The organism is Nocardiopsis sp. CNS-639, from assembly GCF_000381685.1.
GTDB lineage: Bacteria > Actinomycetota > Actinomycetes > Streptosporangiales > Streptosporangiaceae > Nocardiopsis > Nocardiopsis dassonvillei.
The window spans coordinates 44,198-68,895 of record NZ_KB906876.1 but is presented as its reverse complement, the minus strand read 5'-3'; the positions used below and the strand labels follow the sequence as shown (position 1 = coordinate 68,895).

Sequence of the window (24,698 nt, the reverse complement as noted above, 5' to 3'; positions counted from 1 at the left end):
AGGGGACCCGGGGACCACGACGAGCAGGAGAGACAGATGAGCGCCCGTTTTCAGGAGCTGGACTGGCGGGCGACCCCGATGGGGGAGCTCAGCCTCCGGCGCCGCCACGACCCCCTCTTCCGCAAGGAGGTCTACGAGATCAAGCTCGACGACGACTTCCTGATGTCGAGCCTGTTCACCGCGGCCGAGGTCGAACTGGCCCGGCTGGCCCTGGCCGAACTGGACGGGGCGGATGGGACGGGTGGGGCAAGCGCGGCGAACGGCCTGCGCGTCGCCGTGGGCGGTCTGGGCCTGGGCTACACCGCGCACACGGTGCTGGAGGACCCGCGCGTGGGCTCCCTCGTCGTGGTGGAGGCCCTGGGCGAGGTCATCGACTGGCACCGCGAGGGGCTGATCCCCTCAGGGGCGGCGCTGGTCTCCGACTCCCGCTGCCGTCTGGAGCACGGGGACTTCTTCGCCTCGGTCGGCGCCGGGTCGGGGCCCGCCCCCGACCTGGGCGCGGAGCCGTTCCACGCGGTGATCGTGGACATCGACCACTCGCCGCGCCACCTGCTCCACCCGAGTCACGCCGGTCTGTACACGGCCGAGGGGCTGCGCCGCCTGCGCGAGCGCCTGCTCACGCCGGGCGGCGTCTTCGCGCTGTGGTCCAACGACGCGCCGGAGGAGGAGTTCACCGCCCTGCTGGCGGAGGTCTTCACCACGGCCCGCGCGGAGGTCGTGGACTTCCCCAACCCCCAGCAGGACCACGACGCGTCCAACACCGTCTACGTCGCGGTGTCGTGAGCGCCCCCGCTCCCCCGAACGGGGAGTCGGCTGAGCGGGGTGTCAGCGCGAGGAGGCGGGGCCTTCACAACGGAGCAGAGCGGCCCACTCGGCGGCGGGGAAGGCCAGGGTGGCCGCTTCCTGGTTCTGGGTGTCGCGTACCAGGGTGGTCGGCCCTTCGCTGACCTCGACGCAGTGAGCGGCGTCATTGCTGTAGCTGGACTTATGCCACATCACAGCAGCCTTCCTAGCAGGGCGGACGTTTCCCCCAAGGGAAAGCACAATCCGATCAGGTTCCTCACGACAGACACTACCGCCGCGGTGTCCTCCGGCTCGTCCATCAGGAGGTTGCCCCGGGCGTAGTCGGAGGCCGCCACGGCAGCGCCGTCCGCCAGCCGGTAGACCTGGACAGAGGCGGCGATCAGCAGCATCGGATTGCCGTCAGGAATCAGGTGGACCGCCATCCGCTCCCGTTCCATGTGCCGCAGGATCGTCTTGACCTGGTCGGTGCGCACGCTGTCGGGCAGGCAGGTCAGCGCGGAGATGGGGAAGACGGCGGTGACGAACGGGTCATTCCTTCGTTTGAGCACCTCGTAGCGCGAGACACGAAGCTGGGCGAAGCGCTCCACATCGTCGTTGGACGCGCTGGGATGTCCTGCGCGGAACACCATGCGCGCGTAGGGCAGGGACTGGAGGAGGCCGGGCACGAGGTTGGAGACCGTCACCGTGTCGATCTCCACCGCCTTCTCCTCCAGGGCGCCCTTGGAACGCATCCAAGGCGGAACCTGCGAACCGGTGGCCACCGGTTCCCACGCGCGCACCAAGCGCCCTTCGGCCTTGAGCGCCTTGTCGAGCTGTTCGACCTTCGCCCGCTTGGGAGTGATGACGCCGGTCTCCCACCGGGACACCGAGGCGGCGGAGGACCCCACACGTTCGGCAAGCTCCTCCTGCCTCAAACCGGACAGTTCACGAAGCTTGGCAAACAGAGATGTGAATTCGTTCTCAGTCACACCTCAAAGCTATCCAGGAATCTGCACCCTGGACCATGTCCATACAGGCAGATATTGGTAGCTGTGCAAAACCACTGTTCAGTCGCACCGTTGGTGTATGGATGCGATCGAACAGCTACAGCACCTCCAGGAAGAACTCACCGCACGCGGGCTGCCCTCGCAGATCAGCGACAAGCCCCACTGGTTCAGCCTGGACCCGGTACCCACTCTGACCTGCTGCCCCTATCTCGGTTACGCGCAGGTCACCGTCACCGAACACGGCCTCTACCGATGGCTGGACGGCAAGGGCGACTACAGGACGCACCCACGCGTCTTCGCCGGGCTGGTCGTGGACGACCTCATCCGCACCCGTGCGGGAACCTCGACCCCACCCGAACTGCCCGAATGGAACAAAACCGTCAAGCAGATAGCACCGCCTCTCCCCCGCCGAAGCGAGTGGAGGCGTGCGCGCGAACAGGAAGAGTGACACCGCGACGGGCCCCACCGCCGCCATGCCGTGGGGTCCGTTCTCATTCACCCACGCAAGCACGAAGAGAAAATCAGACCATTTCCATGCATTTCCGTAAAGCGGCTTGCGCGGCTTCCATCGGTCAACATCCGCGCCCCTCCCCGCACAGGAACGAGAGGACCTGTGCCCGTATCCGCGCCCCACGATCTGACCGTGATCCGAACCCGCGCGGACCTGCTGACCGAGACCGCCCATCTGACCCAAGTCACTCACGACGCAGCACGCCACCTCACCAGCGCGGAGCTGGTGCGCCTGGCCCTGGACGGGGAGCACGGGCGAACCCCTGGCGGTGCGCGCCCTCATCGACCTCACAGAACACCAACGGAAAGCCCCTCATGCCCGACTACAGCTACCTCCTCGACGGCCGCCCCGACGTCCTCACACCCAGCGAAGTCGCCGCCCTCTTCAACATCCGCCCCCGCAGCCTCCACCGGGGCGAATGGGACAACGTCCTCAAACCCTTCCGCACCCCCGGCGGAGCACGCCGCTACCCCAAAGAACACATCGCCGCCCTCCTGAACCAATCGGAGAATTCCGACCCCACCCCGTAGAGCCGCCACGATCCGGATCCGCGCATCCTCGTGGATAGCCCGAACCAGGTAAGACACACGGAAGCCAACGAGCCGCTGCCGGAGGTAGCCCTCTACAAGGCGGCCGTGGTGTACCCGCACAGCTACACCCGGCTTCCACGGAGTCACCGCTCAGCTCAAACAGCGCGCGGCCACCCTAACTGCCCGGTTTTATTCCTAGGCAGGAATATCCATTCGGAGATTGACCTGGCCCGAACACCTCTCTACTGTAAATTCCGTTTCGACCCTTTCGGAAAGGGCCATGCCATGAAGTTCGAGAAGCTCTCCGGCGACTGCAACCGGGATGACTGCCCGGGAATCTACTCCACCGGCAACGGGACCGTCGTCGTGCAGGGCACGCTCCTGACCGACACCACCGGCCTCACCCCCTCCCCCGGAGAGGCCGCGGTCGAGATCCCCACGCACCTGATCGAGGAGGCAGCCCGTGCGCTTGGAAGGTGACGCCTGGCGGGAGTTCTTCGACTCCTTCCAGCACGAGGCGTTCCGGCTGGAGACCCTGCCCAGCTACACGGTGCCCGAGGAGGAAGAGGAGCTGCGCCGGTTCCTGGCCGGGCAGACCCGCCCGGCCGAGGAACTGCACACCGACAGCTACCTGCTCCGCGTGCGCGACCACGTCGAGTCCGGACGCCGGATCCGACGGGTCCACACCCTGACCAGCCCTCTCGGCGACCACCTGAGGTTCCAGTTCGAGTGGGGGTACGCCTTCAGCGTCCAGGCCGGTGAGGAGGTCAACATCCTGGACTTCGCCACCACCCCCGACCCCGGCCTGCCCCGCCAGGACTTCTGGCTCTTCGACGACACCCGCGTGGTGCTCATGCACTACGCTGCCGACGGAACCCAGACCGGCCGGGAACTCCTGGAGGGGGCCGACCCCGCCCCCTACGTCGCCTACAAGAACCTGGCCCTGGAGCACGCCGTCCCCTTCACCGAGTACTACAAGGCCGACTGATTGACGCTTGAGCCCGATCGTGCCCAACAGCCGCGCAGCGAGCTGGCGGAGGCCCTTCGCAGCCTCCGCCGCGCCTCGGGGCTGACCGGCGCGCGGCTCGCCGTCCGCAGCGGGATGAGCCAGGCCAAGGTCAGCAAGATCGAGAACGGTCGCGTGCTGCCCTCCGTGCTGGACGTCGAGCGCATCCTGCGTGCGCTCGACGTTCCGCCCGGGGAGGAGGAGGCCGCGCGCCTACTGGAGTTGGCCCGTGTGGCCAACACCGACTACCAGGGGTTTCGTACCGCGCTCCAGCGCGGACTCGGGGAGACGCAGCGGGACCTGGCCGCGATCGAGGCCTCGGCCAGCACTATCCGCTTCTTCCTGCCCTGCATGATCACCGGGCTTCTGCAGACCCCGGACTACGCGCGTCAGACCCTGTCGCACACGCTGGTGAACCGCGGTGCGAGCTGGGAGACGGCGCTCGCTCGGCGCCTGGAGCGCCAGACGGTGCTCTACGACGAGGGCAAGCGCTTCGTGTTCGTCCTGACCGAGGCCGCGCTGCGCTGGCCGCTGTGCCGCCCGGAGGCGATGGCGGTGCAGATGGACCGAATCGCCTCGCTCAGCGAACTGCCCAGCGTGGACATCCGCGTCGTGCCCGCCGATCCCCCCGTGCCCAGCGGTCCCCTCAACGGGTTCACCGTCTACGACGACCGCCTGGTGACCGTCGAGGTGTTCACGGGCAAGCTCGCCCTGCGTGATCCGAAGGACGTCTCCTACAGCATGGAGATATTCGCCTTCTTCCACGAACACGCACTCGAAGGCGAAAGCGCCAGGTCATTCCTGCGCGACCTCGCCCAGGAATACCACAACCGGGCATAACCGGCACCGCGGGGAACGAATTTATTCCCTGGCGGGAAACTCCTTCACCTGTCTTGTGCGGGTCCCTAATCTGAGCTGTGCTCACAGGCCCCATGAGAAAGGAAAGACCTGTGCAGAACACGCAGGACAACCCCAGCCCGGAATCTCCCTTCGCCCTCGATATCCGGCTGATCGAGAACAGCGATTCCCTGGCCCAGCTGATCAACCTCACCGACGACGGCTGCGGAACCAGCTGCCCCACCACGTGCGTCACCAGCACCTCGGACTGACCCACACGGTCGGCACCGGCCTCGGATCCGGTGCCGACCAGCACTCCGGGGAGGAGGGGAGATGGCTTCCGGCGAGGAACAGTACGTGGGTTGGCGTGTGGTCGGCCGACCGCTGGTGCGAGCGAGCCTGCTCAGCGGCCTGCCGACGGACGGCGTACCGGACCTGAGCGGCAGTGACCCGCGTCCGTGGCTGGAGTGGCTGCGCCGCGTGTGGGAGCACCCGGGTCTGGCCGAGGCGATCCGGCACGCCTCGCCCGACCTGGCGGCCGGTGTGGAGGCTCTGCTCGGCCAGGACCCGGCTGCGGCGAGGGTACGCCGGGCCCGGAAGGTGACCGCTTCCGTTCTGCGCTACGTGCTGCGGGCCGACAGCCGCGCCACCCCCTTCGGACGGTTCGCCGGCGTGGCCGCCGCGACCTTCGCCGAACGCTCACGGGTGGTGTGGGGTGGCGCCCACCGGACGGTGGTCTCCCCCGGCGGGGCATGGATAGCCGAGACCGTCAGCGCTCTGGAGGCCCTCCCTGCGGTGCGCGAGCACCTGCTGGTCGTGGTCAACAACACCGCCGTCGAAGAACGGGGGCATCTCGTGGTGCCCCAGTACGCTCGCCCCGACCCGGGTACGCCGGGGGCGGCTACAGAGCAGGTCGAGGTCCGTATCAGCAGCGCCGTACGCCTGGTCCTGGAATCAGCACGTCAGCCCGTGCCGTGGTCAGTACTCCGGGCCAAACTGACCGCCGAGTACCCCGATGAACCTGCCGTGAGCACTGACGCCATGCTCACCCGATTGCTCCAGGTGCGGGCACTGCTCACCTCTCTGGCTCCGGCGTCCAGTGCGACCGACCCCCTCGGCTGCCTCGTCTCTTCCCTCGCCCAGCACAACACCTGCGCTCCACCCGAAACCCGTCCACTGGTGTCGCTTCTCCAGGAGGCGCGCACAGCGGTGGAGGAGCACAACCGCGGTGGCAGGTCCAACACGTTGAGGGTGACCGAGGAAGCGGTCGCGCACGTGTCCCAGGTCCAGCCGTTGGGGGTGGACGTGCGGGTGGACGCCGACCTGGCTCTACCCGTGGCGGTGGCGCGCGCGGCGGAGCAGGCCGCGTACATGCTGACCGTCCTGTCCCCTCACCCGGACGGGCTACCCGTGTGGCGCACGTACCGGGAGCGGTTCGCCGACCGGTACGGTGACGCGCTCGTGCCCATCCGCGAGGTCGTGCACCCCCAGACCGGGCTGGGCTTCCCCGCCGGGTACGCCACCGCTGACACCGAAGGCCGCGCCGAGCCCCTCACCGGTCGTGACCGTTGGCTGCTGGAGCAGGTCCAGGCCGCCGCGTTGGACGGGCAGCGGGAGATCAGCGCAGGCGCGCTGCTGGACGAACTGGCCGCCCGGCAGTCCGCGCCGCCTCCTGGACACACGGAACTGAACCTGCGCGTGGAGTCGCCCTCACGAGCCGCGCTGGTCAGCGGCCGGTTCCGCGTCGCGGTGCTGGGCGCCTCCCGCAGCGCGGCCACCATGGCGGGACGCTTCGCCGTCCTGGCCGGTGTTCAGGACGGTCTGCATGAAGCCGTCTCGCACACCACCTCCACCGGGGCGGTGCCCGTGCAGTTGTCGTTCCCGCCGCTGCGGGCCCGCAGCGCCCATCTGCTCCGCTCGGGGATACTTCTCGATCACCTGATCAGCGTGGGTGAATACTCCGGTCCAGGGCCTGGACAGCTGGGCGTGGACGACCTCGCAGTCGGGTGCGATGACGACGGTCTCTTCCTGTTCTCACGTGCCCTGGCACGCAGGGTTGAGCCTGTCGTGCCGCACGCGCTGAACCTGCGCTACGCCCCGCCGCTGGCTCGGTTCCTGGCCGAAATCCCCCGTTCCGGACGCGCGGTGGTCCTCGGGTTCGACTGGGGCGCGGCCTCCTCCTTGCCGTTCCTGCCCCGTGTGCGCTCGGGCAGCGTGGTCCTGGCCAACGCCCGCTGGCGTGTCAGGGCCGCCGATCTTCCCCCGCGTACCACGCCGTGGCCGCGGTGGCGGCAGGCGTGGGCGCTCTGGGCTGAGCGCCGCAACCTGCCCGGCGTGGTGGACCTGGGCAAGGGCGACCAGCGGCTGCGCCTGGACCTTGCCGAACCGGCGCACCTGTTCCTGCTGCGTGCCCAGGTGGACAAGGAAGGCGGCACGGTTCTCACCGAAGCGCCTGACCCGCGCTCGTCCGGATGGTGCGAGGGGCGGCCGACCGAGGTTCTCGTTCAGCTCTGCCGGAAGGAGGTCGCGTGACCGCCACGACCACCGAAGCGACAGAAATAGCGGCAGTGATAGCTGACCGCCTGGCCGCACCCGAGCAAGGGCGTGCGCTGGCCGGAGACCGGTGGTGGCCCCAGTCGCTGGCACATGGCGCGGCCGGGGTGGCGCTGTTGCACATCGAACGCGCCCGCACCGGTCACGGGCCGTGGGAACGTGTCCAGCGGTGGCTGGAGTGCGCGGTCGCCGAGGACGTGGACTCCTCCCCCAGCGCGCACCTGTACTACGGCGCGCCTGCGGTGGCGTTCGTCCTGCATCGGGCGGCGACGGCCCATCCGGGGTATGAGGGTGAGCTTGCCTGGCTGGACAGGGCCGTGGAACGGATCGTGCTCTCCCGATTGGAGCGGGCGCACGCGCGGATGGACGCCGGTGGGCTTCCGCTGCTTTCGGAGTTCGACACCATCCGGGGCCTGACCGGGCTGGGCGCCCTGCTCCTGGCCCGTGACCCGCAGGGACCGCTCTTCCGCGATGTGCTGGCCTACTTGGTGCGGTTGGCCGAGCCGGTCACCGTCCACGGCCGTACGTTCCCCGGCTGGTGGAGTCCGGTCGGCCCCGGGGGGAAGAAGAACGCCGCTTTCCCTGGCGGGCACGCGAACACCGGTATGGCCCACGGCATCACCGGTCCCCTGACCCTCCTGGCAGCCGCTCTGCGGCGCGGAATCGAGGCGGACGGACACGTGGAAGCCATCGAGCGCATCCTGGCCTGGTTCGACACCTGGCAACGCTCGTCTCCGGCCGGGGCGTGGTGGCCGTACTGGGTCACCCGCGCACAGCTCGACGGAACCTGCGGTCTGGCTGGCCCACAGCGGCCCTCCTGGTGCTATGGCGCCGCCGGTGTGGCCCGCGCGCAGCTGCTCGCGGCTGACGCCCTGGGAGACCAGCGGCGCTACGCCGCCGCGCAGAGCACCCTCGCCCGCGTCTTCACCGAGGAGCCCATGGCGCTGGACTCTTCGCTGTGCCACGGCCGTACCGGTCTGGCGGTGCTCGCCCACGCCACCGCGCTGGGCAACGCCCCCAGGCTATGCGCCGCGTTCTCGGACGGCGATGCCGCCACGGTGGCGAACGGTCTGCTCGCCGGAACCGGAATCGGACTGTTGGAAGGCGCGGCGGGTATCGCCACCGCCCTGCACACACTGCACACCCCCTCACCCGACATGGGTTGGGCGGTCTTTCTCCTCCTCGACCACCGGGAGCACCGCGCTGATGGGTAACGAGCAGCCGCAGGTCCTCATCCAGTGGGCCGACTGGACCGCTGCCGAGCACTGGGCCGTGCACAGCCTGAGCCCGATCCTCGAACAGGCACGCAGGGAAGGGCTCATCCCGACGTGGTGGTTCGTTCGTAAGAGGCCCCACTGGCGGCTGCGCTACACCGGAGGCCGTCCGGCCCGGAAGTTCCTCGACACCGAACTGGAGCGCCTCCACCGTGAGGGAGCCGTGGCCCGGTGGGTGCACGGTGTCTACGAACCCGAGACCGGGGTTTTCGGCGGAACCGCGGGGATAACGCTGGCCCACACCGTGTTCTGTGAGGACAGCCGCCACGTTCTCGCCTACCTGGCACGCCGCAGTGCGGCCTCGGATACTGAGCTGGGCCGTCGCGAGCTCACCCTCCTGCTCGGCAGTGCCTTCCTGCGCGGTGCCCGGTTGGACTGGTTCGAGCAGGCCGACGTCTGGGCCAAGGTCGCCGCCCTGCGCGCCCTCCCCCAGCCCTTCCGTCCGGAAGAGGGGCTGCTCTCCTCGGCGCGCACCCTCATGACTCTCAGCCCGCGTCCTCTTGCCGCGTCGGGGCCGCTGCACCACACCAGCAGCTGGGTGCAGGTGTTCACCGCGGCCGGAGCCGCCCTGACCGACCTCGCCGCCCAGGGCAGGTTGAGCCGGGGCCTGCGCGCGGTGTGCGCCCATCACCTGATCTTCGCCTTCAACCGGTGGGGCCTGCCCTACCGGGACCAGCACATCCTGTCCGCCACTGCCAGAGAGGCCGCCATGACCGACACCACCCACCACACCGCGCCGGAAACCACTGACGCCTTGCGCGAGGGGCTCATCCGGCAGCTCCGGGAGAACGGTATCCTCACCACCCCGGCGGTGGAGGAGGCGTTCCGCGCGGTCCCGCGCCACGCCTTCGTTCCCAACGCCACCCTGGAGGAGGCCTACACCAACGCGCCCGTGCACATCAAGCACGACGACAACGGCACTTCCATCAGCTGCGGCTCCCAGCCCGGAGTCGTCGCGACAATGCTGGAACAGGCCACCCTGGAACCGGGTATGCGCGTACTGGAACTGGGCGCCGGCACCGGATACAACGCCGCCCTCATCGGTCACCTGGTCGGGCCGACCGGGTCGGTCACCACCATCGACGTCGACCAGGACCTCGTCAAGGGCGCGCGTGCCCGGTTGAAGGAGAACGGCGCCACCAATGTCACCGTGGCCCTGGGCGACGGCGCGCTCGGCCACCCCGACGCGGCCCCGTTCGACCGGATCATCGCCACGGTGGGCTGTCACGACGTGCCCCGCGCCTGGGTGGACCAGCTCGCCCCTGGTGGCAGGCTCATCGCCCCGGTGCGCATCGCCGGAGACGTCTCCCGCTCCATCGTCTTCGAAGCCCAAGGCGACCACTGGGTATCCGTGGACAGTCAGCTGTGCACGTTCATGCCCCTGCGCGGCGGCGTCGGTGACGACCCCCGCCGCATCCTGGCCCTGGACGCTGACGGGACGGTCCTGATCCAGACCAACCAGGACCAGAGCATCACACCTGAGCAGGTGGACCACGTGCTCACCGAGCCCTCCACCACCACCTGGACCGGGGTGGACTTCGGCAAGGGGCAGCCCCTGGACCCGATGTGGCTGTGGCTGGCCACCCGGCTGGACAACCGCGTCTCGCGCATGCCGGTGCAACCGCAGGCCGCGGCCAGCGGCCTGGTCTCCCCCGGCCTTCCTTGGGGTGACATGGCCAGCGTCCCCGCGGGCGAGCGAGGGCTGGCCTACCTGACGATGCGCCCAGTGGATGGTCAGCCGGGACGCCACGAGATCGGCGTCATCGGACACACCCCCGCCGGACAGAAGCTGGCCGAGCGGATGACCGAGCACATCCGGTCCTGGGAACCCCACCGCGCCGAGGGACTCACCTTCGCCCTGCACTACAACTCCGTTCCTGAGCGCTCCACCGCGACCCGACGGGTGCTGGCGCGGACCCACTCCACCCTGGTGGTCTCCTGGGGCGAGCCCGCATGAGGTTCGCGCACTGGTTCCCCCTCATCCCCCGGCCGCGCCCACCCGCGGACAACCTGAACGCGCGCGTGGAACGCCTCGTCGCAGCGGGACGGACCGCACGGTTCGGGTCGGGCGAGGAGGCGCTGGCCGCCGCCGCGCAGGTCTACAACGGCGCGGCCCTGCTCGCCTCCGACGTCGGACTGCCCGAACTGGCCCGCGACTGGTGCTGGGAACACGCACACGTGTACCTGCAGCACCTGCCGTTGAACGCCACCATGGCCCAACGCGCTCTGGAACCCGTGGTCAACCTGGCCCGGCTCCGTATCCGCGCGGGCGACGGCACAGAAGCCTTCGCGATGCTCACCGCCCTGCGCGAAGGGGTGCGTACGGCCACAGCCACCGTGATCGACAGCCACGAGCTTCCCCTGGACCGGATCGTCGCATCCGACGAGGACCGGGCGCAGCTGCACCGCTGGCTGTGGACGGTCTGTCTCGGGGACGGGATGCGGGCTCTGGCGGCGGAGGGCAGATGGCAGGAAGCCGCCGAGCAGGCCCAGCGACACGGCGGGATCGGTGACCGTCTCTTCGACGGCCGCCAGGTCGCCATCATCGCCGCACTCACCGGAGGAAGCCCGAGAACTGCGCTGGCCATAGCCGAGGACAGCAAGGTCCGGGAACCGTGGGAGAGGGCCGTTCAGGCGGTCCTAGTCCTGTGGTGTCGCAAGGAATCCGCCGGGGTCACGGCCGCCGACGCCGAAACGGCTATAGACCGTGTCCGTGACGTCGACAACGGCCGAGTCGTGTTCACAACACGGCTCGGGATCGTCGCGACGGATCTTCTCGGACGTCTCCAGGGAAATACCTCCGAGCTCACTTCGCAACTGGTCGTCGCCATCGTCCGCGCACAGGACGGGTACGCGGCCCGAGACCTTTTCACCGCGTGCAGGGGAAAGCTTTCATATGACCAGATGAACGGCCTGACCCCCGTACTCGAAGCCTCTGGTCTCGGCCAGAAGATCTTCCCTGAGCCAGCGCTCCCCGAACTCCGTAGCGCGATCAACGAAGCGAACCGAAGACTCAAGGATCGCTCGATCCCTGTATGACAGATGGTCCCGCAGTTGGAAAGCTACGGGGACTGCACAACCCACTCCCGCGTCTTCGTCGGGCTGGTCGTGGACGACCTCATCCGCACCCGTGCGGGAACCTCGACCCCACCCGAACTGCCCGAATGGAAGAAAACCGCCAAACAGATAGCACCGCCTCTCCCCCGCCGAAGCGAGTGGAGGCGTGCGCGCGAACAGGAAGAGTGACACGGCGACGGGCCCCACCGCAGACATGCCGTGGGGTCCATTCTCATTCACCTACGCAAGCATGAACAGAAAACCAGACCATTTCCATGCATTTCCGCAAAGCGGCTTGCGCGCCTGGTGGGCTCGGCCTCTCCGAGGACAGGTGTCAGAGCGCGCTGGCACTGCTCTCCCGCACGAGAAGGGTGTGGCCCACGACGACCTTGGCCGAGGCCCGGTCGGCCCCGGCCCCGGGCTCCGCGTCCGGGGCGCCGCGACGGGCCTCCACCTCCTCCAGCAGCAGCCGCACCGCCTCGCGGGCCAGGCCCGGCTTGTCCGGGGCGACGGTGGTCAGGCTCGGCACGGAGTAGCGCCCGGGGGCGATGTCGTCGAACCCCACCACCGCCACGTCCCGGGGGACCCGCACCCCTGCGTCGTGCAGCGCGCGCATCGCCCCCAGCGCCAGCAGGTCGTTCATGCACAGCAGCGCGTCGGGCGGCCTGGGTCCGGCGACGAGTTCGGCGGCCAGCTCCGCCCCGTCCCTCCAGTGGAAGTGCCCGGCCGGTCGCACCAGCTCGGGGTCGTAGCTCCTCCCCCGCGCCTCCAGGGCCTCGCGGTAACCGCGGGTGCGCAGCTCGGCCGTGCCGGAGGGGCCCGGCGGCCGACCGCCCACCACCGCGATCCGGGTGCGCCCGCCGTCGAGCAGGTGCTCGGTCGCCTCCCGCGCGGCGGCCACGTTGTCGATCGCGACGTGGCCGTGCCGGACCGTGCGGGGCAGCTCGCCCAGGAGCACCACCGGCAGCCGGGAGGGGTGCGTACGCAGGGCGGCGTCGTCCATGGCGAGCGGGCTGAGGATGACCCCGTCCACGAAGTCGGCGCCGAACCCCTCCAGCGCGGACTCCTCGCGCTCGCGGCGGGCCTCGCTCTGGTGGACCAGGACGGTGCGCGAGAGCCGTTCGGCCTCGCGGATGACCAGGTCGGCCAGTTCGGCGAAGTAGCCCAGGTCGAGTTCGGGCACGACCAGCGCGATCACGCCGCTCCGGCCGCGGCGCAGGTGGCGTCCGGCCAGGTTGACCCGGTAGCCCAGCGCGTCGATGGCCGCCTCCACGGCGGCGCGCGTGGCGGGCCGGACGTGCGGATGGTCGTTAATAACGTTGGAAACCGTCTTCTCCGAGACCCCGGCCTGACGCGCGACGTCCTTGATACGCGGCCTCGTGCCCACGTCCACCCCCGATCAGCGCCATCCTAGCCCGCGTTCCGCCGCCGCCCGCCGGTCGGCTCCGGCCGCCCTCCGCGCGGCGTCGGAAGCCTCCTGACCTTCGGATCGAGGTATTTACATCGATGTAAAAATGTGCTGACATGTGGCGTGACGCCAGTCACAGGACGACGCCGTGAGAAGGAGAACACCTCCGTGCCGACGCACCAGCGCTCACAGCGCGGGGACGGGCCCACCGCCCCTCCCCGCCCCGAGTACCCGCGCCCGCAGTTCACCCGACCCGACTGGCTGTGCCTGAACGGCACGTGGGACTTCGAGATCGACCGCGGCGACAGCGGGCTCGAACGGGGCCTGCGCGAGGCCGAACTCTCCGGCACCATCACCGTCCCCTTCTGCCCGGAGTCGGAGCTGTCCGGCGTGGGCGACACCGACTTCATGGAGGCGGTCTGGTACCGGCGCACCGTCCGCGTCCCCGACACCTGGGCAGGACGGCGCGTCCTGCTGCACTTCCAGGCCGTCGATCACGACACCACCGTGTGGGTCAACGGCACGGAGGTCGTGCGCCACCGCGGCGGGTTCACCCCCTTCACCGCCGACCTGTCCGGGGTCGCCGCTCCCGGCGAGGAGGCCGTGGTGGTCGTGCGCGCCCGCGACAGCCGACACGGCTTCCAGGCCCGCGGCAAGCAGGCCACCTGGTACGCCAACACCGGGTGCCACTACACGCGCACCACCGGGATCTGGCAGACCGTGTGGATGGAACCGGTCCCCGACACGCACCTGCGCCGCCCCCGCATCACCCCGGACCTGGCCAACGGGGCCTTCCACCTGCTCCTTCCGCTGTCCGGCAGCGGCGAGGGCCTGCGGGTGCGCGCCGTCCTGGAGGACGAGGACGGCGAGGTCACCGCCACCGAGGCCCGCGCCGACCTGGACACCGCGCCCCGACTGACCCTGGCGGTGCCGGTGGAGCGACGCCGCGCCTGGTCGCCGCAGGACCCGCACCTGTACACGCTGCGCCTGGAACTGCTGGACGCCGGGGGGAGGGTGGTGGACCGGGCCGGGTCCTACGCGGGCCTGCGGTCGGTCTCCGTCCAGGGCAAGGCGATCCTGATCAACGGCCGACGCGTGTTCCAGCGCCTGGTCCTGGACCAGGGCTACTACCCCGACGGGCTGATGACCGCGCCCGACGACGACGCCCTGGTGCGCGACATCGAACTGGGTCTGCGGGCCGGGTTCAACGGGGCCCGCCTGCACCAGAAGGTCTTCGAGGAGCGCTTCCTCTACCACGCCGACCGGCTCGGCTACCTGGTCTGGGGCGAGTTCGGCGACTGGGGGTGCGCGGCCCACGGCGGCCCCGCCGACGACAACCAGCGGCCGGACGCCTCCTACGTGGCCCAGTGGACCGAGGCCGTGGAACGCGACTACTCCCACCCCAGCGTCGTCGGGTGGTGCCCGCTCAACGAGACCTTCCAACGGCTGCACGACCGCTTCACCGCGCTGGACGACGTGACCCGAGCGATGTTCCTGGCCACCAAGGCGATCGACCCCTCCCGTCCGGTGGTGGACGCCTCCGGATACGCCCACCGGGTCCCCGAGACCGACGTCTACGACTCCCACAGCTACGAGCAGGACCCCGAGGCGTTCCGCGAGCAGATGAGCGGCCTCGCCCAGGACGACCCCTACGTCAACCGCGGCGCGGACGGCCGCGACTGGTCGGTGCCCTACCGCGGCCAGCCCTACTTCTGCAGCGAGTTCGGCGGGATCCGCTGGGACCCCGGCACCGACGGCGGCGAGCAGTCGTGGGGGTACGGCGACTACCCCAGGACCGCGGAGGAGTTCCACACCCGCTTCGAGGGTCTGACGGGTGTGCTGCTGGAGGACCCGGACATGTTCGGTTACTGCTACACGCAGCTCACCGACGTTTTCCAGGAACGCAACGGCGTCTACCGGTTCGACCGCGGCGACAAGCTCGACACCGCCCGCATCGCGGCCGCCCAGCGCAGGACCGCCGCGTACGAGAAGGCCGATCGTCGGCCCGAGTGAGTGCGTCCCCGGGACGCCCCGGGGCCCACCGCCCCCACCACCCCCCGCCCTCCCCTTGGAGTCCGCCGATGCCGCACCCACCACGCAGATCCAGCCCGCCGACCGGGCCGCCTCCACCGTTCTCGCGGCGCCGCGTGCTCCTGGGCACGGGAGCCCTCACCCTGGGCTCGGCCCTGGGCGCCGCCGGATGCTCCCCCGCCCCCGGTGCGGGATCGACCGCGCAGGTGCGGTTCTGGAGCCTGTTCCAGGGCGGCGACGGCGCCCGGGTGCAGACCATGCTGGACGCGGTGCGCGAACAGGCCCCGCACCTGGACGTCACCCCCAGCACGCTGGCCTGGGGGCCGCCGTACTACACCAAGCTGGCGGTGGCCTCCGTGGGCGGTCGGGCCCCCGAGACGGCCGTGCTGCACCTGTCCCGCCTGCCCGGGTACGCCCCCGGCGGGCTGCTCGAACCCTTCGACCTGGACCTGCTGGCCGAGTTCGGGGTCACCGCCGAGGACTTCGTACCCGACCTGTGGGAACGCGGCATCCACGACGGCGCCACCTACGCCGTCCCGCTGGACACCCACCCGGTGATCGTCTTCTACGACACCGGGGTCGCCGACCGGGCCGGTCTGCTCGACGGGGACGGGAAGCTGACCGGGATGGACTCCCCCGAGGGGTTCCTCGCGGCCTCCCGGGCGCTGGCCGAGGCCGGGGGCGGCAACGGCGTCTCCTACGGGCACGTCAACGACGACTCCCAGGGGTGGCGGCTGTTCTGGATGCTGTACAACCAGACCGGCGCGTCCATGGAGCTGCCCGAGGGCGGACCGGCGGTGTTCGACCGCGACGCTGCGCTGCGCGTGTACTCCTTCCTCGCCGAACTGCTCGACGGCCGGACGTCGGAGCCGAACCTGGACTACCCCACCGCCCTGGCGGCCTTCGCCTCGGGGCGCTCGGCGATGCTCGTGTGCGGGGAGTGGGAGCTGCCCTACCTGTCGGAACACGTGGAGAACCTGGGGGCGGCCCCCTTCCCCACGGTCTTCGACCAGCCCGGCGGATACGCCGACTCCCACGCCTTCGTGCTGCCCCGCCAGGGCGACCCCGACCCCGCACGGGTGCGCGCCGCCCACGAGTTCGTGGCGCTCATGGTGCGCAACAGCCTGATCTGGGGCGAGGCGGGCCACATCCCGGCCTACTCGCCGATCGCCCAGTCGCCGGAGTACCTGGCGCTGGACCCGCAGTCGGACTACGCCGCCGCCGGTGAGACCCCCGTGCTCGACCCCGAGGTGTGGTTCGCCGGGGCCGGATCGCGGTTCCACTCCGACGTGAGCGAGGCGCTGCGCACGGCCCTGACCGGCGACGGGCCCGAGGCGGCGGTGGACCACCTGGGCCGGACCCTGGACTCCTGGGCCGCCCGCACCAACCCGGGAGGCCAGGAATGAGCGTGACCACCCGAGTCCCCGCCCGCGCCCGCGCGGGCGCGGGCTCCCCGCCGGGCGGCCCCGGCGGCGCGCGGCTGCTGTGGCGGCGCCTGGCGGACTCGCCCCTGGTGTTCCTGCTGCCCTTCCTCCTGGTGTACGCGCTGTTCCTGGCCTGGCCGCTGGTGAGCGGCCTGTGGATGAGCTTCACCGACACCGCCCTCAACGGGGCGGGCGGCGCGTTCGTCGGGCTGGACAACTACGCCGAGGCGCTGGGCGACCCGATGGTGTGGCGGACCCTGGGCAACACCGTCCTGTTCACCCTCATCACCACCGTCCCCCTGGTGGTGGTCGCACTGGCCATGGCGGTCCTGGTGCACACCGGCCTGCCCGGGCAGTGGCTGTGGCGGCTGTCCTTCTTCCTGCCGTTCCTGCTGCCGGTGGCCACCGTCGCGCTGGTGTGGAAGTTCCTGTACGTGGAGGACTTCGGTCTGCTCAACCACGCTCTGGGGCTGCTGGGGATGGAGGGCCTGGGCTGGCTGACCGACGAGGGCGTGGCGATGTGGTCGGTGGCGCTGACCACGGTGTGGTGGACGGTCGGGTTCAACTTCCTGCTGTACCTGGCCGCCCTCCAGTCGCTCCCCGGCCACCTGTACGAGGCCGCCGCGCTGGACGGAGCGGGGGCGTGGGCCCGCCTGCGCCACGTCACCCTCCCCCAACTGCGGGGCACCACGGTGGTCGTCCTGCTGTTGCAGGTGCTGGCCTCGCTGAAGGTCTTCGACCAGATCTACCTGCTCACCGGGGGCGGCCCGGGCGAGGCGACCCGCTCGCTGCTGCTCTACATCTACGACGTGGGCTTCACCGGCTACCGGTTCGGGTACGGCGCCGCCGTCTCCTACCTGTTCCTGGCGCTCGTCCTGGGCGTGGCCGCCCTCCAGTTGTGGATCAGCGCGCGGAGAAGGGTCTGACATGGCGACGCGGAGCATTCGTTCGACGCGGCGGGCCGAGGCGGCCCTGGACCGCGCCAGGCAGCGCGACCTGATGCTGGGCGGGGGCCGCGGACCGCGGATCGCCGCCGTGTCGGCGCTGGCGGTCCTCGCGGTGCTGTGGCTGGCCCCCATGGTGTGGGCGCTGGTCACCTCGTTCAAGACCGAGGGGGACGCGGTCGCGCTGCCCCCGACCCTGGTCCCCGGGACCGGGTTCACCCTGGAGCAGTACCGCAACCTGTTCGAGGCCGGGAACGTGCAGATGTGGCTGTTCAACAGCCTGGTCGTCGCCGTGCTGGTCACCCTGCTCACGATCGTGGTGGCGGCCCCGGCGGCCTTCGCGATGTCGCGCATGGACTTCCGGGGCCGGGCGGCGCTGATGGCCCTCACGGTGGCGGCGATCGTGGTCCCGCCGCAGCTGCTCATCGTGCCGCTGTTCCAGCAGATGGTGTCGCTGGGCCTGGTGGACACCTACGCGGCGGTGATCCTGCCGCAGCTGGTGGCGCCGGTCATCGTGTTCGTGCTCAAGCGGTTCTTCGACGCGGTGCCGCGCGAGCTGGACGAGGCGGCCCGTATGGACGGGGCCTCCTACTGGCGGCTGTTCACGACGGTGATCATGCCGCTGTCGCGGCCCATCCTGGCGGCGGCGTCGATCTTCGTGTTCATCACCGCCTGGAACAACTACCTGTGGCCGTTCATCATCACGACCGACCCGGCCCTGATGACGCTGCCCGTGGGCATCCCCAACATCCTGGACTCCTACGGCACCTTCTACGCCTCGCAGCTGGCGGCGTCGATGGTGGCGGCGGCGCCGATGGTGGTGGTGTTCATGCTGTTCCAGCGCCAGATCGTCAACAGCGTCGCCACGACGGGTCTGGGCGGCCAGTGAGAACCGGTCCGCGCGCCCGGGACCGGCCGGCCGGGGCGTGCCCGGGGGCGCACCGCGCGTCGCCGGGGCCGCGGGCGCGCGGGCTCCACCGCACGACGACAACGACGTAAGAAGCAGGAAGAGCACCACTCACCGGACGGGAAACAGCGATGTCACCACGCACGTCCCCTCGCCCGCGACACCACCTGACGGTTCTCGGCGCCCTGACCCTGGCGCTGCTCGTACTCCCCCTCGCCACCACCGCCACCGCCGCGTCCTCCAGCGGTACCGCCGCCACGGCTGCCGATGCCGCCGGACCGGCAGATCAGGCGGTTCCCGCCGATTCCATCCAGGAGGGAACGTTCCGCAACCCCCTCAACGCCGGAGCAGACCCCACGATCGTGCACCACGACGGGAACTACCACCTGTCCACCACCCAGGGCGATCGCATCTCCGTGTGGAGCTCGCCCAGCCTGGCCACCCTGGCCACCGCCGAACCCGTGGAGGTGTGGCGCGACAGCGATCCCAGCCGCGACACCGAACTGTGGGCCCCGGCGCTGCACCGGTTCCAGACCGGGGACGGGCCGCGCTGGTACCTCTACTACACGGCCGCCGACAGCAGGCTGACCGACCCCGTGGAGCGGGACGCCAGCCACCGGCTCTACGTCCTGGAGTCGGCCGGCGACGACCCGGCCGGACCCTACGAGTTCAAGGCCCGGATCGCCGACACCGGCACCTACGCCATCGACGGCGAACCGTTCGTGCACGACGGGCAGCCCTACTTCGCCTGGAGCAGCCCCGGACGCGGGTTCGACGGCGGCCCCCAGCAGCTCTACGCCGCGCGGATGAGCAACCCCTGGACGATCGAGGGCGAACCCGTCGCGCTGCCCAACGAGGGCGGCTGCCCCGAGGTCCGGGAGGGGCCGACCCCGCTGTACCGCGACGGCCGGACCTTCCTCACCTACTCCACCTGCGACACCGGAAAACCCGACTACCAGATCTGGTCGATCGCGCTGGACGAGGGCGCCGACCCGCTGTCGGCGGACGCCTGGGAGCAGTTGCCGGGGCCGCTGTTCAGCCGCGACGACGCGGCCGGGGTCTGGGGTCCCGGGCACCACTTCTTCTTCCGCTCGCCCGACGGCACCGAGGACTGGATCGCCTACCACGCCAAGAACACGCCTGAGTACACCTACTCCTTCCGGTCCACGCGGGCCCAGCGCATCGGCTGGACCCCCGAGGGGACCCCCGACCTCGGACGGCCGCTGGCGGCGGGGGCCACCCAGCGCCTCCCCTCCGGGGACCCGGGCGCGGGCAGCACGGCGGTCAACGACACCGACACCGGCCGGGGCGGACCGCGGGTCTCCTACGAGGGCGACTGGACCACGGGGGACCGCTGCGGGGCGCACTGCTTCCACGGCGACGACCACTACACCGCCCAGGCCGGGGCCACGGCCACCTACCACTTCACCGGGTCGCGGATCGCGGTGTACGGGTCGCTGGACACCGACCACGGCTACGCGACGTTCTCGGTGGACGGCGGGCCGCCCTCGGAGCCGGTGAGCTACCACCACCCGTTCCGGGTCGGGGAGCAGCGCGTGTACCTGAGCCCCGAACTCGGCCCCGGCGAGCACACCCTGACCGTCACGGTCACCGGTGACGGGCCCGCCGAGTCCAGCGACGCGATCGTCACCGTCGACCGCGCGGAGGTCTACCCCGCGCCCTGAGCGCGACCGGATCCGCTCACGGCCCGGCCGCGGGCGGATCCGGCGTGCGCCCGTGTGCGTCGGCGGGGCCGCGGCATCCGAGCGCCAGCGGCCCCGCGCGGAAGCGGGGCCGCCCCCGGCCGCCTCCACCAGCCGGTACCGGCGGCGGGCACGCACGTGGCGCGGGGGTTCGCGGGCGGCGTCGGGCGTCCTCGCGGTGTCAGGGCTTGCGGGCCACGCCGCCGTACTGGTCCATGCCGCGCCGGGAGCCGACCTCGATGGGGGCGGGGCGCCACAGGGGGCAGGGGACCACACCCGGCTCCAGCAGCTCCAGGCCCTCGAAGCGTGCGGCGACCTCCTCCGGGCTGCGCAGGAGGTAGGGGACAGCGCCCTGCTTGTTGCCCACCTCGATGGCCTCGTTGTAGGCCTCGCTGGTGTTGGTGCCGTCGTAGCTGGCCAGGTAGCTGCCCGAGGGCAGCGCGTCCACCAGGCGGCGCACGACGGGCAGGACCTCGTCGTCGGGCACGTGGCCCAGGACGCCCATGAGCATGAGCGCGATGGGCTGGTCGAAGTCCAGGGTCTGGGCGGCCCGTTCCAGGATCGCGTCGGGGTCGCGCAGGTCGGCGTCGATGTAGTCGGTGACCCCCTCGGGGGTGCCGACCAGAAGCGCGCGGGCGTGCGCGAGCACGAGGGGGTCGTTGTCCACGTAGACCACGCGGGCCTCCGGGGCGATCGACTGGGCGACCTCGTGGGTGTTGTTGGCGGTGGGCATGCCGGTGCCGATGTCGAGGAACTGGCGGACGCCCGCCTCGCCCGCCAGGTGGGTCACGACGCGGATCAGGAACTCCCGGCTGGTGCGGGCCAGGTCCACGATCTCGGGGAAGCCCGCGGCGACCGCGTCACCCGCCTCCCGGTCGATCGGGTAGTGGTCCTTGCCGCCCATCCAGTAGTTCCAGATCCGGGCCGAGTGGGTCCGGGTGGTGTCGATCTGCGGCGGGCGTTCGGCGGAGGCGGGAGTGGACGCATCGTCGGTCATCTGGGCATCTACCTCGATAGACGGGGGCGGACGTCACGGAACGCAGCCCCCGGTGCTCACGGAGCCGGAATACCGCCGTGGTCGGGGAAACTGCTCGCACCGATGCTATCCACACCGTGTGTGCACGTCCCCCACCGAATGCCCGAATCCTCCCCTTGAGGTCGGTATTTCCCACGGAAGGGAAAGCCCCGGCGCTGAAGACGCGCGCCCCGGGGGAGGTGTTCCCCCACGGAAGGGAGAGGCCCGCCAGGCCCGGCGGTAGGGCGGCCCAGCGCTGGGGGCGCGGCGGTAGGGCTGCGGGACAGCGGGGCGACGGCATGTACCGCGGTGGCCTCCGCCCGCCCCGCCGCGTGCCGGAGCCGTGTACCGGACACCCCGCCGCGCGGGCCGAGGGTCATCGGCCCGCGCGGCGGGGCGCTGGGGATGTGTTGCGGACGGGCGGACCGGAGGCCGGTGGGGCGGTCAGTCCTGCTCGGCGGCCTCGGGGGCGGAGGACTTGACCAGGCGCTTGGTGGAGCGGCGGAACGCCCAGATGACCACCACGGCGACCAGGGCCATCAGCGGGAAGCCCATCACGGTGTCGGCGACCGCCAGCCAGGCGGTGGAGTCGGCCAGGTAGAGCCAGCCCTGCACCACGAACCGCAGCGCGCACAGGACCAGCACCGCGAACGTGGCGAGGTGGTGCGCGACCAGCGTGGGCCGGTCCTCACGCCAGGCGTGGGTGCCGCCGTGCACGGCGTTCCAGATGACGCCGGTCACCGGCCGGTTCATGAGGGTCGTGACGAGCACGGCCACGCCCACCAGCAGGGCGGCCCAGATCCCGATCACGAAGAAGTCGTTGGCCGACCCGGTCCAGGCGACGATGCCTCCGGCGATCACGACGCCGAGCACCCCGCCGTACACGGAGCTGAAGGGCTTGCCGCGCCAGAGCTGGACCACGGCGATCGCCACGGCCAGGGCGATCGCGATCCCGACGGCGACCAGCGGCGAGACGAAGGCGATGGCCCCCGCGAAGACCAGGGCCGGGATCGCCGAGAGGACCATGCCCCACGGGCCGCCCGCCGCGTCCATCGCCGCCTGCTTGGCGCTGACGGGCTGGGCGGGACCGGGGGACTGCTGGGGCTGGGCGGGGAGGTGCTCGGTCATGGTCACTCCGTCCGGGGAGGTGGTCGGGTCGGTGTGCTCGGGGGAGTCGAGGAGGTTCTGGGCTGCGGTCGTGTCGCTGCGTGCCATCTCGTTCCTCTCTTTCAGGTCCGGGACCGGCTCCGCCGCCGGGTCGACGCTCCGTCGCGGTCGCGGTCGCATCCGGGCCGCCCCCGTGCGGGGAAGGGGCGACGAGGTGCTTCGCGTTCGCTCCGGGTGTCCTCCGGTGGTGGCCGGTGTGAAGCTCATGACCCCTATTCCACCGGTGCGCGCGCTCCTCGGGCAGTGCGACGGCGTCACCACTTCGCCGTGACGTCGCGCTGCGACCGACCATGACGTGGTGTCACTGGTGGAACGCGAAACACGAGGTCACCGATGTGTCATGACCGCCCCGGCGCCCGGGTGTCCCTCCCCGGCGCCCCCGGGCGCACGGGAGTCCGCGGCCCTCCGTCTCCCGGTGGGAGTCCGCGGACTCCCGTGGGGAGACGGAGGGCCGCCTCCCGGTGGGAGGAGCACGGGCCCACCCCGGCCCCGAACCGGCCCGGGCACACCGGAGAAGCGGCGCCGCGGGCCGGTGTCACGGGCCCACGACGCCGGGGAGGCGGCGTCCGGGAAGGTGGCGTCCGCGGAAACGGCGCCGAAGACTCACAGCCAGTCGTGCTCGCGCGCGTACCGCGCCGCCTCGTGCCGGGTCCGCGTCTGGGTCTTCTGCATCGCGTTGGAGAGGTAGTTGCGCACCGTGCCCTCCGCCAGGTGGAGCTGGGCGGCGATGTCGGCGACCGAGTAGCCCTCGCTGGTCGCCCGCAGCACGTCCACCTCGCGGTCGGTGAGCGGGCAGTCGTCGATGACGGCGAGCGCGGAGACGTCCGGGTCGATCCACCGCCTGCCCTGGTGCAGGTTGGCGATGACCGAGGCGATGTGCGCCGGTTCCGCGGACTTGCTGACGAACCCCTGCACCCGGAGCTTGAGCGCCTTGCGGAGCACCCCGGGCCTGGCGTGGCGGGTGAGCATGAGGATCACCTGGTCCGGCAGTTCACGGCGGATCCGCTCGACGGCGCCGAGCCCGTCCACGTTGGGCATCTCCAGGTCGATGACGAGCACGTCGGGCCGGTGGTCCAGCGTGGCCCGCACGGCCTCCTCCCCGTCCTCCGCCTCGGCGAGCACGGTGATCTCCCCCTCCAGCGGGAGCAGGGCGGCCATCGCCTTGCGCAGGAGGGCCTCGTCATCGGCGAGTACCACGGTGGTCATCTGCAGTCCTTCCGCGTTGTCGTGGGCTGTGCCGGGGCCGGGCGCGGGAACTGCGCGGCGGTCGGGGACCGGCCCTTGTCGTGTCGGACCGTCGACCCGCCGCCGCGGTCGGCCACGCGTTCGCGCGGGGCGGCCGCGGTGGCGAAGACGTAGGACGCCGACGGGCCGTGCCGGACCAGCGCCCCGGGCGGCCGCAGGAGGGCCGGAGCCGCCGTCGGCGGGGTGCGCGGGGGCCGGGTGTCCATGTGCGGCTCTCCGGGTTCGAGGGCAGGGGTCCGCCCCAGTATTCCGCCGATCCCGCCGCGCCCACCAGTGACACCGCGTCATGGCCTCACCCCGACAAACGTCACGGCCGGGTGGTGACGTGGTCCCACTGCCCCGCGGGCGCGGTGAGCGCTGCAATGGAAGCATGACATCCACAGCAGTCATCGACGTCGAACGGCTCAACCTCAAGTACGGGGACTTCCACGCCGTGAGGGACCTGTCCCTCCAGGTGGGGCGCGGGGAACTCTACGCGCTGCTCGGCACGAACGGCGCGGGCAAGACCTCGACCCTGGAGACCGTCGAGGGCCACCGCACCGCCACCTCGGGCACCGTACGGGTCTTCGGCCAGGACCCGCGCGACCGACGCGCCGTACGGCCCCGGGTGGGCATCATGCTCCAGGAGAGCGGGTTCTCCCCGGACCTGACGGTGAAGGAGTCGGTCCGGCTGATCGGCGGGCTCACCCGGCGCACGGACACGGTCGAACGCGTGCTCGGCATGGTCGGCCTCACCGCCAAGGCCGCTACCAAGGTGTCCCAGCTCTCGGGCGGCGAGAAGCGGCGGCTGGACTTCGCCACCGCCGCGTACGGGTCGCCGGAGCTGATCTTCCTGGACGAGCCCACCACCGGACTGGACATCCAGTCCCGGGACGGGCTGTGGGAGGCCGTGGACAGGCTGCGCGAGGACGGCTCGACCATCGTGCTGACCACGCACTACCTGGAGGAGGCCCAGCAGCGCGCCGACCGCATCGGGCTGATGCACAAGGGTTCCCTCCACCGGGAGGGGACCGTGGCCGAGCTGACGCAGACCCTTCCGGCCACGATCCGCTTCTCCCTGCCCGACACCGCGCCGACGCCGCCGGTCCAGGCCGCGCGCCAGGGCGACGGGGCGTTCCTCGTCGAGACCCTGGGCCTGCAGAAGGACCTGTACACCCTGCTGGGCTGGGCGCAGGACAACGCGGTCGAACTGCGGGGGCTGGAGGCCGGTCCGACCCGGCTCGACGACGTCTTCCGCTCCATCGGCGACGACTAGCCCGTTGTCCCGGGCCGTGTTCCCCGGGGTTCCCCGGGAGC

The 24,698-nt window shown here is 71.0% G+C and carries 23 protein-coding genes; 17 read left to right on the top strand and 6 right to left on the bottom strand.

Annotated features, from left to right (window positions below; all coding sequences use genetic code 11):
• The first annotated feature begins 36 nt into the window (after nt 1-36).
• Nucleotides 37-783 carry a spermidine synthase gene (locus tag G011_RS0125410; RefSeq protein ID WP_019610927.1) on the top strand — a complete coding sequence of 249 codons (747 nt, stop codon included), beginning with the start codon at nt 37-39 and terminating at the stop codon, nt 781-783.
• Nucleotides 784-825: 42 nt separating this feature from the next.
• On the opposite strand, the gene G011_RS30785 is transcribed toward G011_RS0125410, so the two are convergent.
• Together G011_RS30785 and G011_RS0125400 are read right to left on the bottom strand one after the other, a co-directional pair.
• Complete coding sequence (locus G011_RS30785) at nt 826-996, bottom strand: DUF397 domain-containing protein (RefSeq protein WP_275102131.1); 171 nt, start codon at nt 994-996, stop codon at nt 826-828.
• A complete protein-coding gene (locus G011_RS0125400; protein ID WP_026338652.1) occupies nt 996-1,772 on the bottom strand; it encodes a Scr1 family TA system antitoxin-like transcriptional regulator in 777 nt (258 codons plus the stop codon). Before G011_RS0125400 ends, G011_RS30785 begins: the two co-directional genes overlap by 1 nt.
• Before the next feature lie 97 nt (nt 1,773-1,869).
• Between G011_RS0125400 and G011_RS0125395 the strand changes: the two genes are divergently transcribed.
• The 10 genes from G011_RS0125395 to G011_RS0125350 all read left to right on the top strand — a co-directional run bounded on the left by G011_RS0125395 (nt 1,870) and on the right by G011_RS0125350 (nt 11,540).
• Entirely contained in the window at nt 1,870-2,238 is a 369-nt protein-coding gene (locus tag G011_RS0125395; RefSeq protein ID WP_019610924.1) for a hypothetical protein, read from the top strand.
• Between the two features lie 377 nt (nt 2,239-2,615).
• Nucleotides 2,616-2,831 (top strand): helix-turn-helix domain-containing protein, encoded by a 216-nt coding sequence (locus tag G011_RS0125390; protein ID WP_019610923.1) that lies wholly within the window; start codon nt 2,616-2,618, stop codon nt 2,829-2,831.
• A gap of 285 nt (nt 2,832-3,116) precedes the next feature.
• Nucleotides 3,117-3,311 carry a hypothetical protein gene (locus G011_RS0125385; RefSeq protein WP_019610922.1) on the top strand — a complete coding sequence of 65 codons (195 nt, stop codon included), beginning with the start codon at nt 3,117-3,119 and terminating at the stop codon, nt 3,309-3,311.
• A complete protein-coding gene (locus tag G011_RS0125380) occupies nt 3,295-3,819 on the top strand; it encodes a DUF6879 family protein (RefSeq protein WP_019610921.1) in 525 nt (174 codons plus the stop codon). Before G011_RS0125385 ends, G011_RS0125380 begins: the two co-directional genes overlap by 17 nt.
• Nucleotides 3,820-4,677: a helix-turn-helix transcriptional regulator gene (locus G011_RS0125375; protein WP_019610920.1), complete on the top strand. Its 858-nt coding sequence runs from the start codon at nt 3,820-3,822 to the stop codon at nt 4,675-4,677.
• Between the two features lie 110 nt (nt 4,678-4,787).
• Nucleotides 4,788-4,946 (top strand): FxLD family lanthipeptide, encoded by a 159-nt coding sequence (locus G011_RS31385; protein ID WP_019610919.1) that lies wholly within the window; start codon nt 4,788-4,790, stop codon nt 4,944-4,946.
• A gap of 61 nt (nt 4,947-5,007) precedes the next feature.
• A complete protein-coding gene (locus tag G011_RS30255) occupies nt 5,008-7,206 on the top strand; it encodes a lantibiotic dehydratase family protein (protein ID WP_019610918.1) in 2,199 nt (732 codons plus the stop codon).
• Nucleotides 7,203-8,441: a lanthionine synthetase C family protein gene (locus G011_RS0125360; protein WP_019610917.1), complete on the top strand. Its 1,239-nt coding sequence runs from the start codon at nt 7,203-7,205 to the stop codon at nt 8,439-8,441. Before G011_RS30255 ends, G011_RS0125360 begins: the two co-directional genes overlap by 4 nt.
• Nucleotides 8,434-10,458, top strand: coding sequence for a methyltransferase, FxLD system (gene fxlM / locus G011_RS0125355; protein WP_019610916.1), 2,025 nt, complete (start codon nt 8,434-8,436; stop codon nt 10,456-10,458). The genes G011_RS0125360 and fxlM overlap by 8 nt, the downstream gene beginning before the upstream one ends.
• Before the next feature lie 65 nt (nt 10,459-10,523).
• On the top strand, nt 10,524-11,540 hold the full coding sequence (locus G011_RS0125350; RefSeq protein ID WP_231391592.1) for a hypothetical protein: 1,017 nt from the start codon (nt 10,524-10,526) through the stop codon (nt 11,538-11,540).
• A 352-nt stretch (nt 11,541-11,892) separates the two neighbouring features.
• Here the strand turns inward: G011_RS0125350 and G011_RS0125345 are convergent, their stop codons facing one another.
• On the bottom strand, nt 11,893-12,945 hold the full coding sequence (locus tag G011_RS0125345; protein WP_081643030.1) for a LacI family DNA-binding transcriptional regulator: 1,053 nt from the start codon (nt 12,943-12,945) through the stop codon (nt 11,893-11,895).
• A 189-nt stretch (nt 12,946-13,134) separates the two neighbouring features.
• Between G011_RS0125345 and G011_RS0125340 the strand changes: the two genes are divergently transcribed.
• The 5 genes from G011_RS0125340 to G011_RS0125320 all read left to right on the top strand — a co-directional run bounded on the left by G011_RS0125340 (nt 13,135) and on the right by G011_RS0125320 (nt 19,957).
• Nucleotides 13,135-14,979 carry a glycoside hydrolase family 2 protein gene (locus G011_RS0125340; protein WP_019610913.1) on the top strand — a complete coding sequence of 615 codons (1,845 nt, stop codon included), beginning with the start codon at nt 13,135-13,137 and terminating at the stop codon, nt 14,977-14,979.
• 134 nt (nt 14,980-15,113) lie between these two features.
• Entirely contained in the window at nt 15,114-16,403 is a 1,290-nt protein-coding gene (locus G011_RS0125335) for an extracellular solute-binding protein (protein ID WP_019610912.1), read from the top strand.
• Nucleotides 16,400-17,347: a carbohydrate ABC transporter permease gene (locus G011_RS0125330; protein WP_019610911.1), complete on the top strand. Its 948-nt coding sequence runs from the start codon at nt 16,400-16,402 to the stop codon at nt 17,345-17,347. The genes G011_RS0125335 and G011_RS0125330 overlap by 4 nt, the downstream gene beginning before the upstream one ends.
• Before the next feature lies 1 nt (nt 17,348).
• Nucleotides 17,349-18,254 (top strand): carbohydrate ABC transporter permease, encoded by a 906-nt coding sequence (locus G011_RS0125325; protein WP_019610910.1) that lies wholly within the window; start codon nt 17,349-17,351, stop codon nt 18,252-18,254.
• Between the two features lie 149 nt (nt 18,255-18,403).
• Nucleotides 18,404-19,957, top strand: coding sequence for a glycoside hydrolase family 43 protein (locus tag G011_RS0125320; protein ID WP_019610909.1), 1,554 nt, complete (start codon nt 18,404-18,406; stop codon nt 19,955-19,957).
• A gap of 199 nt (nt 19,958-20,156) precedes the next feature.
• Here G011_RS0125320 and G011_RS0125315 read toward each other — a convergent pair whose 3' ends face one another.
• The 3 genes from G011_RS0125315 to G011_RS0125305 form a co-directional block, all read right to left on the bottom strand.
• Nucleotides 20,157-20,972, bottom strand: a complete 816-nt coding sequence (locus tag G011_RS0125315; protein ID WP_019610908.1) for an SAM-dependent methyltransferase — start codon at nt 20,970-20,972, stop codon at nt 20,157-20,159.
• A 462-nt stretch (nt 20,973-21,434) separates the two neighbouring features.
• On the bottom strand, nt 21,435-22,205 hold the full coding sequence (locus G011_RS0125310) for a DUF3159 domain-containing protein (RefSeq protein ID WP_019610907.1): 771 nt from the start codon (nt 22,203-22,205) through the stop codon (nt 21,435-21,437).
• 555 nt (nt 22,206-22,760) lie between these two features.
• Nucleotides 22,761-23,363 carry a DNA-binding response regulator gene (locus G011_RS0125305; RefSeq protein WP_019610906.1) on the bottom strand — a complete coding sequence of 201 codons (603 nt, stop codon included), beginning with the start codon at nt 23,361-23,363 and terminating at the stop codon, nt 22,761-22,763.
• Between the two features lie 409 nt (nt 23,364-23,772).
• Here G011_RS0125305 and G011_RS0125295 point away from each other — a divergent pair, with 409 nt between their 5' ends.
• On the top strand, nt 23,773-24,657 hold the full coding sequence (locus G011_RS0125295; protein ID WP_019610904.1) for an ABC transporter ATP-binding protein: 885 nt from the start codon (nt 23,773-23,775) through the stop codon (nt 24,655-24,657).
• The last annotated feature ends 41 nt before the right edge of the window (nt 24,658-24,698 follow it).

Excerpts from the sequence above, each read along its gene's own strand:
- G011_RS0125410 (WP_019610927.1), top strand. The coding sequence starts at position 37 with ATGAGCGCCCGTTTTCAGGAGCTGGACTGGCGGGCGACCCCGATGGGG.
- G011_RS30785 (WP_275102131.1), bottom strand. The coding sequence starts at position 996 with ATGTGGCATAAGTCCAGCTACAGCAATGACGCCGCTCACTGCGTCGAG.
- G011_RS0125395 (WP_019610924.1), top strand. The coding sequence starts at position 1,870 with ATGGATGCGATCGAACAGCTACAGCACCTCCAGGAAGAACTCACCGCA.
- G011_RS0125390 (WP_019610923.1), top strand. The coding sequence starts at position 2,616 with ATGCCCGACTACAGCTACCTCCTCGACGGCCGCCCCGACGTCCTCACA.
- G011_RS0125385 (WP_019610922.1), top strand. The coding sequence starts at position 3,117 with ATGAAGTTCGAGAAGCTCTCCGGCGACTGCAACCGGGATGACTGCCCG.
- G011_RS30255 (WP_019610918.1), top strand. The coding sequence starts at position 5,008 with ATGGCTTCCGGCGAGGAACAGTACGTGGGTTGGCGTGTGGTCGGCCGA.
- fxlM (WP_019610916.1), top strand. The coding sequence starts at position 8,434 with ATGGGTAACGAGCAGCCGCAGGTCCTCATCCAGTGGGCCGACTGGACC.
- G011_RS0125330 (WP_019610911.1), top strand. The coding sequence starts at position 16,400 with ATGAGCGTGACCACCCGAGTCCCCGCCCGCGCCCGCGCGGGCGCGGGC.
- G011_RS0125325 (WP_019610910.1), top strand. The coding sequence starts at position 17,349 with ATGGCGACGCGGAGCATTCGTTCGACGCGGCGGGCCGAGGCGGCCCTG.
- G011_RS0125320 (WP_019610909.1), top strand. The coding sequence starts at position 18,404 with ATGTCACCACGCACGTCCCCTCGCCCGCGACACCACCTGACGGTTCTC.
- G011_RS0125315 (WP_019610908.1), bottom strand. The coding sequence starts at position 20,972 with ATGACCGACGATGCGTCCACTCCCGCCTCCGCCGAACGCCCGCCGCAG.
- G011_RS0125310 (WP_019610907.1), bottom strand. The coding sequence starts at position 22,205 with ATGGCACGCAGCGACACGACCGCAGCCCAGAACCTCCTCGACTCCCCC.
- G011_RS0125305 (WP_019610906.1), bottom strand. The coding sequence starts at position 23,363 with ATGACCACCGTGGTACTCGCCGATGACGAGGCCCTCCTGCGCAAGGCG.
- G011_RS0125295 (WP_019610904.1), top strand. The coding sequence starts at position 23,773 with ATGACATCCACAGCAGTCATCGACGTCGAACGGCTCAACCTCAAGTAC.